At 40.3% G+C, this 13,151-nt stretch carries 10 protein-coding genes and 1 other annotated feature; all 10 genes read right to left on the bottom strand.

Annotated elements, in window-relative coordinates:
• Nucleotides 1-14: 14 nt before the first annotated feature.
• The 10 genes from rpsG to rplK all read right to left on the bottom strand — a co-directional run bounded on the left by rpsG (nucleotide 15) and on the right by rplK (nucleotide 13,028).
• Nucleotides 15-485 carry a 30S ribosomal protein S7 gene (gene rpsG, locus JNUCC74_RS00780; RefSeq protein WP_077318976.1) on the bottom strand — a complete coding sequence of 157 codons (471 nt, stop codon included), beginning with the start codon at nucleotides 483-485 and terminating at the stop codon, nucleotides 15-17.
• Nucleotides 486-751: 266 nt separating this feature from the next.
• Nucleotides 752-1,162, bottom strand: a complete 411-nt coding sequence (gene rpsL / locus JNUCC74_RS00775) for a 30S ribosomal protein S12 (RefSeq protein ID WP_077318974.1) — start codon at nucleotides 1,160-1,162, stop codon at nucleotides 752-754.
• Nucleotides 1,163-1,292: 130 nt separating this feature from the next.
• Nucleotides 1,293-1,547 (bottom strand): 50S ribosomal protein L7ae-like protein, encoded by a 255-nt coding sequence (locus tag JNUCC74_RS00770; RefSeq protein WP_216484531.1) that lies wholly within the window; start codon nucleotides 1,545-1,547, stop codon nucleotides 1,293-1,295.
• A 191-nt stretch (nucleotides 1,548-1,738) separates the two neighbouring features.
• Nucleotides 1,739-5,347: a DNA-directed RNA polymerase subunit beta' gene (rpoC, locus tag JNUCC74_RS00765; protein ID WP_454066553.1), complete on the bottom strand. Its 3,609-nt coding sequence runs from the start codon at nucleotides 5,345-5,347 to the stop codon at nucleotides 1,739-1,741.
• Nucleotides 5,348-5,543: 196 nt separating this feature from the next.
• Complete coding sequence (gene rpoB / locus JNUCC74_RS00760) at nucleotides 5,544-9,089, bottom strand: DNA-directed RNA polymerase subunit beta (RefSeq protein ID WP_454066552.1); 3,546 nt, start codon at nucleotides 9,087-9,089, stop codon at nucleotides 5,544-5,546.
• Between the two features lie 663 nt (nucleotides 9,090-9,752).
• A complete protein-coding gene (locus JNUCC74_RS00755) occupies nucleotides 9,753-10,355 on the bottom strand; it encodes a class I SAM-dependent methyltransferase (RefSeq protein ID WP_454066551.1) in 603 nt (200 codons plus the stop codon).
• 145 nt (nucleotides 10,356-10,500) lie between these two features.
• The gene (gene rplL, locus JNUCC74_RS00750) at nucleotides 10,501-10,866 is read right to left on the bottom strand and encodes a 50S ribosomal protein L7/L12 (RefSeq protein WP_077318969.1); all 366 of its coding nucleotides are present in this window, start codon (nucleotides 10,864-10,866) and stop codon (nucleotides 10,501-10,503) included.
• A gap of 47 nt (nucleotides 10,867-10,913) precedes the next feature.
• Complete coding sequence (gene rplJ / locus JNUCC74_RS00745) at nucleotides 10,914-11,414, bottom strand: 50S ribosomal protein L10 (protein WP_454066550.1); 501 nt, start codon at nucleotides 11,412-11,414, stop codon at nucleotides 10,914-10,916.
• Between the two features lie 49 nt (nucleotides 11,415-11,463).
• Nucleotides 11,464-11,608, bottom strand: a sequence feature (ribosomal protein L10 leader region).
• A gap of 51 nt (nucleotides 11,609-11,659) precedes the next feature.
• Complete coding sequence (rplA, locus tag JNUCC74_RS00740) at nucleotides 11,660-12,355, bottom strand: 50S ribosomal protein L1 (RefSeq protein WP_454066549.1); 696 nt, start codon at nucleotides 12,353-12,355, stop codon at nucleotides 11,660-11,662.
• A 247-nt stretch (nucleotides 12,356-12,602) separates the two neighbouring features.
• Complete coding sequence (gene rplK / locus JNUCC74_RS00735) at nucleotides 12,603-13,028, bottom strand: 50S ribosomal protein L11 (RefSeq protein WP_143695764.1); 426 nt, start codon at nucleotides 13,026-13,028, stop codon at nucleotides 12,603-12,605.
• Between the last annotated feature and the right edge of the window lie 123 nt (nucleotides 13,029-13,151).

The raw sequence follows: 13,151 nt of genomic DNA, 5'->3' as shown, positions 1-13,151 counted from the left end.
AAATATGATTTATTTTACCAGCGGTAATGAGCAAATGCCTTGTTGGCTTCTGCCATTTTATGCAGTTCTTCGCGTTTTTTAACAGCTGCACCTGTGTTGTTAGAAGCATCTAAAATTTCATTGGCAAGACGTTCTTCCATTGTTTTCTCTCCGCGCAGACGAGCATAGTTTACAATATAGCGTAACCCTAAAGCTTGACGACGCTCTGGGCGTACTTCCATTGGTACTTGGTAGTTAGATCCACCGACACGACGTGCACGAACTTCAAGAACTGGCATTACATTTTTCATAGCTTGCTCGAATACTTCCATTGCATTTTGACCGCTGCGTTCAGCAACTAATTCGAATGATTTATAAAGAATTTTTTGTGCCTTACCTCTTTTTCCATCAACCATAATTTGGTTAATTAAACGAGTCACTAATTTAGAGTTATAAATTGGATCTGGTAAGACATCGCGTTTAGGTACTGGTCCTTTACGTGGCATATGTCCTTCCTCCTTTCTGCTGAAAATAATTATTCTTGTTGAGGTCGTTCAATAAGTGCACTAAAAATGACACATCGAATTTCTGCGTTGGCTTGTTTCTCCGTTCCTTGGAAAAGGATATCCCCTTTTCCTGCATGAGAATGTGTTTCAAGGATGCTTCACTAGTGCTCATGTATCTGTACTGCATACACTGCGCTACACTCGACACTTCGCCTCCTCAAAGTTCTCGGTCCTTTTTACCTTCTTTTTGAACAACCACTTGTAGATTATTTTGGCTTCTTAGTACCGTATTTTGAACGGCCTTGTTGACGTCCTTCTACTCCTGCTGTATCTAATGCTCCACGAACGATGTGGTAGCGTACACCAGGTAAGTCTTTAACACGGCCCCCACGAAGAAGAACAACACTGTGCTCCTGTAGATTATGACCAATTCCTGGGATGTATGCTGTTACTTCCATGTTGTTAGACAAACGTACACGGGCATATTTACGAAGCGCTGAGTTTGGCTTCTTAGGAGTTAACGTTCCAACACGAGTACATACGCCACGTTTTTGTGGAGAATTTAAATCCGTGAATTTCTTTTTAAAGCTATTGTACCCCTTATTAAGAGCTGGAGAGTCAGACTTCTTTGGTTTGCTTACGCGTCCTTTACGAACAAGCTGGTTAATTGTTGGCATTCTATATTTCCTCCTTTCCTCGTTTTATATCATCTGTTTAACCCATTCTTACGCTTAACTTGTAATCCCACACATCCAGGTGGTTCATCTTTTGGCAAAAAACAAAGCTTCAACGAATGAATCGTTAAAACTATCCATGCTCTATTGCCACAGCAGCCGCTCCGACTTCAATACCGCAAGCAGCTCCAAGCTTTTTCTTTGAATCCACATATTGATACGGAATATTAAGCTCTTGAGCTAAACGTACAACTTTTTGTGTCATATGTTTATCTGCATCTTCAGCAATAAACACTTCACTTATTTCACCATTATGCATAGCTTTAAGTGTTTGCTTGGTTCCGATAACTACACGTGACTTCACTTGTATTACTTTTTCATAAGACATGACATATCCTCCAAAGCATCAAGTATATCGGAAGCACCTTGAATATTCTACCACTCTGTTTTTTTAATGTCAACACAATTTACATATTTTTTACGCTTCCGTTTCATGACCATATTTCTTTTTAAAATGAACTGGCTTAGGACTTCCACCATCACTTTTTGTACAATGGAAGTCCACCAAACACCAGTTATTTATTGCACAGTTTCTGTTTCTTCAGCCTGTTCTGCTTCAACTGGTTCATCTGTAGCAGGTTTTACTTTACGGTAACGTTGCATTCCTGTTCCAGCCGGCACAAGTTTACCAATAATAACATTCTCTTTTAAGCCGAGAAGTTCATCTCGTTTTCCTTTAATTGCTGCATCCGTAAGCACTCTAGTTGTTTCCTGGAAGGATGCAGCTGATAAGAAGGAATCCGTTTCAAGAGACGCTTTTGTAATACCAAGCAATACTGGTTTTCCAATAGCAGGCTGCTTACCTTCAAGAAGCACTTTATGGTTAGCATCTTTGAACTGGTGAAGTTCTAATAATGATCCAGGCAGAACATCTGTATCGCCAGAATCCATTACTCGAATCTTTCGAAGCATCTGACGTACCATAACTTCAATGTGCTTGTCACCAATTTCAACCCCTTGCATACGATATACCCGTTGTACTTCTCGTAGCAAGTAGCTTTGCACGCCTTCTACTCCTTGGACACGAAGTAATTCTTTTGGATCGATAGAACCTTCTGTTAGTTCTTGACCGGCAATTACTTTATCACCAACAGTTACCTTCATACGTGCGTTGTAAGGAACAGCGTAGGAACGCTCCTCTACTTCACCTTTTACAACAATTTCTTGTTTGTCTTTTACTTCTTTAATTTCTTGGACAGTACCATGAATTTCAGTGATAACCGCTTGCCCTTTTGGATTTCGTGCTTCAAACAGCTCTTGAATACGTGGCAAACCTTGTGTAATGTCATCACCAGCTACCCCACCGGTGTGGAAGGTACGCATGGTTAACTGTGTACCCGGCTCTCCAATTGATTGAGCAGCAATAATACCTACCGCTTCTCCAACCTCTACATCAGAACCAGTCGCAAGGTTTCGACCGTAGCACTTCTGACAAACTCCATGCTTCGTATTACATGTAAAAGCACTGCGAATCGTAACTTCTTCAATACCAAGTGCAGTAATTCGCTTTGCTTGATCTTCTGAAATCAATTCATTTGCAGCAACAATTACTTCGTTTGTTTTTGGATCTTTTACATCTTCAAATGCTGTACGGCCGATCAAACGGTCAACAAGCGGTTCGATCAACTCTGCACCATCTTGTAAAGCAGTTACCGTTAAACCGCGATCTGTTCCACAATCAGCATCACGAACGATGACATCTTGTGCAACATCTACTAGACGACGAGTTAAATAACCAGAGTCTGCTGTCTTTAATGCAGTATCAGCAAGACCTTTACGAGCACCGTGAGTAGAAATAAAGTATTCCAATACGGTTAGCCCTTCACGAAAGCTTGATTTAATCGGAAGTTCGATAATCTTACCAGCCGGGTTAGCCATCAAACCACGCATACCAGCAAGCTGCGTAAAGTTCGATGCGTTACCACGAGCACCAGAGTCACTCATCATATAGATTGGGTTTCTGTTGCTTAATGAAAGCATCAATTTATCTTGAATGTTATCCTTCGCCTGTGACCAAATCGAAATAACTCGGTCATAACGTTCATCTTCGGTAATAAGACCCCGACGGAATTGTTTTAATACGTTATCGACTTTCTTTTGTGCTTCATCAAGAATTTCTTCTTTTTCTGCTAAAACCACAATATCTGATATACCTACTGTCATTCCTGCTTTCGTAGAATAACGAAACCCGAGATCCTTCATTCTATCGAGCATTTTTGATGTTTCACTGATCTTAAACCGTTTAAAGACTTCAGCGATAATATCGCCTAAAAAACCTTTTTTAAATGGTTTAATGAGTTCACGTGATTGAATCAACTCAGGAATATTCGTTCCCTTTTCAACAAAATATTTTTCTGGAGTACGATCTTCCAGATTAACCTTTGTTGGTTCATTTATATATGGGAAGGAATTTGGCAAAATTTCATTAAAGATTAGTTTGCCTACCGTTGTGATAAGCAGTTGAGAGTTTTGCTCTTCTGTAAATGTTTCATTATTTAATCCTGAGGCGTGAACAGCAACCCGTGTATGCAAGTGCACATAACCATTTTGATAAGCAATAATCGCTTCATTTACATCTTTAAAGATAGATCCTTCGCCTATTGCATTTTCTCGCTCAAGGGTGAGGTAGTAGTTACCCAATACCATATCCTGAGATGGAGTTACTACTGGCTTACCATCTTTTGGATTCAAAATATTTTGTGCTGCTAACATAAGGATACGGGCTTCTGCTTGGGCTTCTGCTGATAGCGGCACGTGAACAGCCATTTGGTCACCATCAAAGTCAGCATTATATGCTGTACATACTAATGGGTGTAAACGAATTGCGCGCCCTTCTACAAGTGTTGGTTCAAACGCTTGGATACCGAGCCTGTGCAGTGTAGGGGCACGGTTCAGCAGTACCGGATGCTCTTTAATAACCTCTTCTAGTACATCCCATACTTCTGGATGAACACGTTCGATTTTCCGTTTAGCAGATTTAATATTATGTGCAATTCCCTTTGCTACCAATTCTTTCATAATAAATGGTTTAAATAGCTCCAACGCCATTTCTTTTGGAAGTCCACATTGGTACATTTTCAAATGCGGTCCTACTACAATTACGGAACGGCCGGAATAATCGACACGTTTTCCTAACAAGTTTTGACGGAAGCGACCTTGCTTTCCTTTTAGCATATGGGATAAGGATTTTAATGGTCGATTACCTGGTCCAGTTACTGGTCGACCACGTCTTCCGTTATCGATTAACGCGTCAACCGCCTCTTGAAGCATTCTCTTTTCATTTTGCACAATAATGCTTGGTGCTCCAAGATCCAAGAGCCGCTTTAACCGATTGTTTCGGTTAATAACACGACGATAGAGATCATTTAAGTCAGAAGTAGCAAAACGACCACCATCAAGCTGAACCATTGGACGAATTTCAGGAGGAATAACCGGTAAGACATCCAAAATCATCCAGGAAGGCTCGTTGCCTGAATTACGAAAAGCTTCAAGTACTTCTAAGCGTTTAATTGCGCGGGTTCTTCGCTGACCTTGTGCTGTTTTAAGCTCTTCTTTTAATAATCCTACTTCTTTGTCTAAATCAATGTCTTGTAATAATTTACGGATGGCTTCTGCGCCCATTTGAGCTTTAAAAGATTTACCGTATTTATCATAATAAGCTCGATACTCTTTTTCTGAAAGTAGCTGCTTTTTCTCTAATGGCGTATCCCCTGCATCTGTCACAATATAAGCTGCAAAATAGATAACTTCCTCTAATGCACGAGGTGACATATCTAGTACCAGTCCCATTCGACTTGGAATACCTTTGAAATACCAAATGTGAGAAACCGGTGCAGCTAACTCGATGTGCCCCATCCGTTCACGACGTACTTTTGCCTTTGTAACTTCAACACCGCAGCGGTCACAAACAACACCCTTATAGCGTACACGTTTATACTTTCCACAATGACATTCCCAGTCCTTCTGTGGTCCAAAAATCCGTTCACAGAATAGACCGTCTTTTTCCGGCTTCAATGTACGGTAATTAATTGTCTCTGGCTTTTTCACTTCACCATATGACCAAGAACGAATTTTTTCCGGCGAAGCCAAACCGATTTTCATATACTCAAAATTATTTACATCTAGCAAGGGGTCAACCTCCCTTTTAGTGTCCGTTTTTAGCAAACTACCAACGACTTGTTTTTCGATAAACCTAACTAGTGAGCAATTATTTTACAGTAATAATACTTATTGTAGATAGATTAACGTATACAGCTGGTTGGTACATCAGTAGAATACTGGCGGATAGCTCCACAGATCGAGCCAACCAGCTTCATGTTAATTGTTATTTTTCCTCAACTTCTATATTTAGCTTACTTGCATGGTGAGTATCATCTTCTTCTAATTCTCTCATGTCTATTTCTTCTTCTTCACTAGATAGCATTTTTACATCCATGCCAAGGCTTTGCAATTCTTTAATCAAGACCTTGAAGGATTCAGGAACTCCCGGTTCTGGTACATTGTCACCTTTAACAATAGCTTCATATGTTTTAACACGCCCAACCACATCATCCGATTTTACAGTTAAAATCTCTTGTAAAGTGTAAGCTGCACCATATGCTTCTAGTGCCCAAACCTCCATCTCTCCGAAACGCTGACCACCAAATTGCGCTTTTCCTCCAAGTGGTTGCTGTGTAACAAGAGAATAAGGACCTGTCGAACGAGCATGTAGTTTATCATCGACCATATGAGCAAGCTTTATCATATACATAACACCAACAGACACCCGGTTGTCAAACGGTTCCCCAGATCTTCCATCATACAAAATGGTTTTTGCATCCCGAGGCATACCAGCTTCTTCAAGTGTCTCCCACACATCTTCTTCCGTAGCACCGTCAAATACAGGTGTTGCCATATGAATACCGAGCGCACGTGCGGCCATACCTAAATGCAATTCAAACACCTGTCCGATGTTCATTCGTGAAGGTACTCCTAGTGGGTTAAGCATAATATCGATCGGTGTGCCGTCTGGTAAGAAAGGCATATCTTCTTCTGGTAAGATTTTTGAGATAACCCCTTTGTTTCCGTGACGACCAGCCATCTTGTCACCTTCATGAATTTTACGTTTTTGTACAATGTAAACACGTACCAATTCATTTACTCCTGGTGATAATTCGTCGCCGTCTTCGCGATTAAAGATTTTTACATCAAGCACAATTCCACCTGCACCATGCGGTACACGCAAAGACGTGTCACGAACTTCACGTGCCTTTTCACCAAAGATAGCATGTAATAACCGTTCTTCTGCGGATAACTCAGTTACTCCTTTTGGTGTAACCTTACCAACAAGAATATCACCGTCTTTTACTTCAGCACCTATACGAATAATTCCATATTCATTCAGGTTCTTTAAAGCCTCTTCACCAACATTTGGGATATCTCTAGTAATTTCTTCTGGTCCTAACTTTGTATCACGGGCTTCTGATTCGTATTCCTCAATATGAATAGAAGTGTAGACATCATCTTTTACAAGGCGTTCACTCATGATAATGGCATCTTCATAGTTATAGCCTTCCCATGTCATGAATCCAACGAGTACATTTCGCCCTAATGCGAGTTCTCCATTTTCCATGGATGGACCGTCAGCAAGTATTTCTCCTTTTGATACACGCTCGCCTTCACGTACAATCGGACGTTGGTTATAGCAAGTTCCTTGGTTAGAACGTACATATTTTTGTAGTTTATATCGATCTAAGTCACCCTTAACCTCTTTCCCATCTACTACAGAAGTTCTGCGGACTAGTACCTGCTTTGCCTCCACATTTTCAACAATTCCATCATGACGGCAAATGATTGCTGCACCAGAATCTTTCCCGTTAACATATTCCATTCCTGTTCCGACAATTGGAGCTTCTGGTTGTAATAGGGGTACAGCTTGACGCTGCATGTTTGCTCCCATTAATGCACGGTTCGAGTCATCGTTTTCCAGAAACGGAATACACGCAGTCGCCGCTGAAACGACCTGTTTTGGTGAAACATCCATATAATCAATTTTTTCACGTGGAACAACTGTGTTTTCTCCACGAAAACGCGCTACAACTTCCTCTTCAGCAAAATAACCGTCTTCTGTCAGCTTGGCATTAGCCTGAGCAACAACATAACTATCTTCTTCATCTGCAGTAAGGTAATCAATATGTGATGTTACTCTTCCTGTTTCCGGATCAACGCGACGGTATGGCGTTTCAATAAAACCAAACTTATTAACTTTAGCAAAGCTGGATAAGGAGTTAATAAGTCCGATGTTTGGTCCTTCAGGCGTTTCGATCGGACACATACGTCCATAGTGTGAGTAATGAACGTCACGTACTTCAAAACCCGCGCGTTCACGAGTCAAACCGCCAGGGCCTAGTGCCGACAGTCGACGCTTATGTGTTAATTCAGCCAGTGGATTTGTTTGATCCATAAACTGGGATAGCTGAGAACTGCCAAAAAACTCTTTAATAGAAGCAATCACCGGGCGAATATTTATTAATTGTTGCGGTGTAATGCTGGATGTATCCTGAATAGACATTCTTTCACGCACAACACGTTCCATTCGAGATAATCCAATACGGAACTGGTTTTGCAATAATTCACCTACGGAACGAAGACGACGATTTCCTAGATGGTCAATATCATCTGTATAGCCAACTTGATGCAATAGGTTAAAGAAATAGCTAATAGAAGCTAATATATCAGCAGGAGTTATATTTTTTACACTACTTTCAATATTTGCATTCCCGATGACATTTAGTACCCGCTCGCCACTTGGGTCAGTAGGGTCAATAATTTTGATACACTGAAGCTCGATTGGGTCATCTAACACGCCACCTTTAGGATCGATTACCTTTTGACCAAGCTTCTCTTCTTCCCGGTCTAAATATAGAAGTAATTTATTTAATAGCTTTCTTTCAACTCTCTCGCCTTTTTCTGCCAGCACTTCGCCTGTTTCAGGGTCTACAATTGTTTCTGCCAACACTTGGTTAAACAAGCGATTTTTGATATGCAGTTTTTTATTCATTTTGTAACGGCCTACATGTGCTAAATCATAACGTTTTGGGTCAAAAAAGCGTGAGATTAATAAGCTTCTTGCATTTTCTACGGTAGGTGGTTCTCCAGGACGTAAGCGCTCATAAATTTCTAACAATGCTTTTTCTGTTGTTTCTGTATTATCCTTTTCAAGTGTATTCTTCAGGTATTCATTTTCACCTAAAAGATCAAGGATTTCCTGGTCACTTCCAAATCCAAGTGCCCGTAATAGTACGGTGATTGGCAATTTACGTGTACGATCAATCCGAACATGGACAACATCTTTTGCGTCTGTTTCAAATTCCAACCACGCACCACGGTTTGGAATAACAGTTGCAGCTACGCCTCTTTTTCCGTTTTTATCAATTTTTTCATTATAATAAACACTTGGTGAACGTACGAGCTGAGAAACAATAACACGCTCTGCTCCATTGATAATAAAGGTTCCTGTATCTGTCATTAATGGAAAATCACCCATAAACACTTCTTGTTCTTTTACTTCGCCCGTTTCGTTATTAATCAAGCGAACTTTCACACGAAGTGGAGCATTATACGTAACATCTCTTTCCTTCGACTCATCTACAGGATACTTCGGCTCACCTAAACTGTAATCAACAAATTCAAGTGATAGATTGCCTGTAAAATCCTCTATTGGTGAAATGTCTTGAAACATCTCACGCAGTCCTTCTTCTAAAAACCATTCGTAAGAAGCTGTTTGGATTTCGATTAAATTAGGCAACTCTAATACTTCACTGATGCGTGCATAGCTTCTGCGCTGGCGGTGCCGCCCATACTGAACTAGTTGTCCTGTCAACTGCTTCACCCCTTAAATGATACTTTTTCGTAGATTGTAATTCTACGCGAAATTTAATATAATAAAGGAAAACTTGGCAAGCGCCAAACCTCTGGCGTAGGCGCCTGCTAGTCTTCACTTATCCTAAACATTAGAATCTTTACGTCGTCGAATCAACTTCTAAACTAAAATCTATATCGTTTTAACGTATAAAATGAACCTTCATTCCGTAGGAGTTTTCTTCCATCTCCTACGGAATGTTAGTTGAACGAATCGGGCATTTAGGTGCCGTTTTCTCCCACTTAGACCTTTTGTATCAACTCGGAGGCTCTTGAAGTGGGAGTCTTACGGCACCTTACATGCGGGATAAAAACAGCCAATTTAGAAGCAAGAAGCCTCCTTGGCCTTTCGTATTAGCTCGATTCACAAATTATGTGCAAGCATAAGTAACAAACTTGTAACCAAAAAAGGATTACAAGTATCTTTTAATCGCATGGATGTTGATAGAAAATAATGGTTTCATTTCGTACACCTCTCCGTGGGGGTATATTTTCAAACAAGCAGGAAATTTCCCTATTTTACCATTGTTTCCGAAGTTTGGTGAAATATACTTGTTGAATTCACCAATTATTCTCTTGACATAATAAGCGCCATGTTAGCATTTACCTATCTTACCATAAGAGCTTCTCTTGGTCAAACTTTATCCGCTCGTAAAATATAATATCCCTTGCGTTTAGCAACCGTCTCAACAGTGGCAAATAATTGCTCTAATTTTTTCTTTGCGGAAGGAGCACCTTGCTTTTTTTGAATAACGACCCATAGTGATCCACCTTGTACAATTACCTGCTGTGCTTCTGCAAACATCTCATGTACTACTTGCTTACCGGCACGGATAGGGGGGTTTGTCAGAACTGCTGCAAATGTTCGGTTTTTTACATCTGCCAATTTATCGCTCTGTAAACAAGTCAGGTTGGTTACACCATTTTGCCGAGCATTCTCCGCTGCCAATTTAACTGCCCGTTCATTAATGTCAACCATTACCATATGCCGAGAGGGATAACGATCCGCCACGAGGATACCAATTGGACCATAGCCGCAACCAAGATCTAAAAAATCTCCAGGTACAGTTGGTTCTTTAAATTGTTCAATTAAAAGCCGGCTACCGAAATCCACTTCTCTTTTCGAAAATACGCCTACATCACTGGTAAACGTATATTGCTTTCCATTTGTTTGGTAATACCATGTCTTTGGTGAACTTTTTGTTTGAGGTTTTTGTGAAAAGTAATGCTCGCTCATTTGGCACCTACTTTAATTCATTATTGAAGGTTATTTAAAATAGTTGGGATGAATGATCGTCGGCTAAGATTTCAGCCAAAGTCAAACCTAGGATACGTAGAGAGCCCGCCGCAGTAGATACGACGAGCTCTGTTTATTTACCAAGTTACTTAACTTCTACAGTTGCACCTGCTTCTTCTAACTTACCTTTAACTTCTTCTGCGTCCTCTTTAGATACGCCTTCTTTAACTGCTTTTGGTGCATTATCAACCAATTCTTTTGCATCTTTAAGTCCAAGGCCAGTAATTTCACGTACAGCTTTAACAACTTTAATTTTTGAAGCTCCTGCTTCTGTAAGCACAACATCAAATTCAGTTTGTTCTTCTGCTGCTTCACCGCCGCCAGCAGCTCCTGCTACTGCTACAGGTGCTGCAGCTGTTACTCCAAATTCTTCTTCAATTGCTTTAACTAAATCATTTAGTTCTAATACAGACATTTCTTTAACCGCTTCAATAATTTGTTCTTTCGTCATAATTAAAATCCTCCTAAAATATTATTTTTTATACCGTTACACGCAAATTATGCGCCTTGTTCTTCTTTTTGCTCTGCAACTGCTTTAGTAACGTAAGCAAGGTTGCGAATCGGAGCTTGAAGTACGCTAAGAAGCATGGAAACCATACCTTCGTAGCTTGGAAGATCGGCAAGCTCTTTAATTTGATCAAGTGTAGCAACACTACCTTGAATAACGCCACCTTTGATTTCAAGCGCTTCATGGTCTTTAGCGAAATTCTTAATAATGCGAGCTGGAGCTACTGCATCGTCTTTACTAAACGCTATTGCGGATGGACCAACAAGTGTTTCCGTTAGTTCATTTAATTCTGCAGCTTCTGCAGCACGACGAGTCATGGTGTTTTTGTATACTTTAAAATCAATACCTTCTTCGCGCAGTTGCTTGCGTAGTTCCGTTACCTCGGCAACATCCAAACCGCGGTAATCAACAACTACTGATGTTTGGCTATCAAGAAATTTTTCTTTAATTTCTTCTACTAACTGCTTCTTTTGCTCAATAACTTTAGACATTCTTCCACCTCCTGAAAAATACATAATATACCGTAATCTTAGCCAGCACGAACGCATATAAAAAGCTCTCACGTAGACATGAGAGCTTTATAATCATTGGAATATTCCATATTACCAAATCATTATCAATAACCTCGGCAGGATGATTAAGCGTGTAATGCCCCTGCTGTCTACGGTACAACGTATTCTTTTATTCACAAAACAAAGTATAGCGAAACAACACTAAAAAGTCAACACTTTTCTAATTAGCGTACAAAGCTGGAAACATCTACGCGAATTCCCGGTCCCATGGTAGATGACACAGAAGCGTTTTTCATGTATTTTCCTTTTGCAGCTTGTGGCTTCGCTTTGATAAGTGTCTCCGTAATAGCAACAAAGTTTTCAATAAGCTTTTGCTCATCAAACGAAACTTTACCAATTGGAACATGAACATTGGAAGACTTATCAACACGATATTCTACTTTACCAGCTTTAATATCCTGAACTGCTTTTTCAACTTCAAATGTGACTGTTCCAGTTTTTGGGTTTGGCATTAATCCTTTTGGTCCCAACACTCTTCCTAACTTACCAACTTCTGCCATCATATCCGGAGTTGCTACGACAACATCAAAATCAAACCAACCTTGGTTAATCTTATTGATATAATCCGCATCTCCTATATAATCAGCGCCAGCTGCCTCAGCTTCTTTTGCTTTTTCACCTTTAGCAAAAACAAGTACACGTTGTGTTTTACCTGTTCCATGCGGCAAGACCATCGCCCCACGGATTTGCTGATCTGCCTTTTTAGGATCCACACCTAAACGAAAAGCAGCTTCCACTGTTTCATCAAAATTTGCTTTTGCCGTCTCTTTTACGAGCGCAATTGCTTCAGCTACATCATATGCTTTTGTGCGATCAACAAGCTTAGCAGCTTCTTGATGCTTTTTTCCTTTTTTAGCCATCTTTATTTCCTCCTCAAATGTGGTTATAACGGTAGTACCTCCCACTTATAAAAGCCACACACAGCTTTTATAAAGTTTAAGAAGATAATCTAGCTATTGGGCTAAATTACCATCTTCACGAAAAAGGTTGCGAGGAGACTCCAACCGCAACCCACGTATAGTTAATCCTTCTAACACACTAATCGGCAACAAAACGAAAGTGAACTAGCATCTACTAAATCCATGCTAATTTACCAGTTCGCAACAATTAGTCTTCGATGTTAATGCCCATGCTACGTGCAGTTCCTTCAACCATGCGCATCGCTGCTTCTACATCAGCAGCATTTAAATCAGGCATCTTCGTTTCTGCGATTTCTTTCACTTTATCGCGTTTAACTGTTGCAACTTTATTACGATTAGGTTCACCTGAAGCAGTTTCAATGCCTGCTGCTTTTTTCAACAGTACAGCTGCAGGTGGAGTTTTTGTAACAAATGTAAATGAACGGTCTTCAAATACCGTTATCTCAACAGGGATAATCATACCCGCTTGATCTTGCGTACGTGCGTTAAATTCTTTACAAAATCCCATGATGTTAACACCTGCTTGACCTAGTGCCGGTCCTACTGGTGGTGCTGGGTTTGCTTTTCCAGCTGGGATTTGAAGTTTTACCAGTTTAATCACTTTTTTAGCCACGAGACACACCTCCTTAAAGTCCGTGATGTGGTAATAGGGGCTCTTATTTCCCCTCCCACTCTTATTTGCTCTAGCCTATGGATAGATGCATGAATAACAAAAGAATTTTAGCATGAATAATGA

Source organism: Cerasibacillus sp. JNUCC 74 (assembly GCF_053667775.1).
This window is presented reverse-complemented; position numbering and strand designations above follow the sequence as displayed.

Bases quoted from the DNA above. Each gene is read 5' to 3' on its own strand.
- rpsG (WP_077318976.1), bottom strand. From the start codon at position 485: ATGCCACGTAAAGGACCAGTACCTAAACGCGATGTCTTACCAGATCCA.
- rpsL (WP_077318974.1), bottom strand. From the start codon at position 1,162: ATGCCAACAATTAACCAGCTTGTTCGTAAAGGACGCGTAAGCAAACCA.
- JNUCC74_RS00770 (WP_216484531.1), bottom strand. From the start codon at position 1,547: ATGTCTTATGAAAAAGTAATACAAGTGAAGTCACGTGTAGTTATCGGA.
- JNUCC74_RS00755 (WP_454066551.1), bottom strand. From the start codon at position 10,355: ATGAGCGAGCATTACTTTTCACAAAAACCTCAAACAAAAAGTTCACCA.
- rplL (WP_077318969.1), bottom strand. From the start codon at position 10,866: ATGACGAAAGAACAAATTATTGAAGCGGTTAAAGAAATGTCTGTATTA.
- rplJ (WP_454066550.1), bottom strand. From the start codon at position 11,414: ATGTCTAAAGTTATTGAGCAAAAGAAGCAGTTAGTAGAAGAAATTAAA.
- rplA (WP_454066549.1), bottom strand. From the start codon at position 12,355: ATGGCTAAAAAAGGAAAAAAGCATCAAGAAGCTGCTAAGCTTGTTGAT.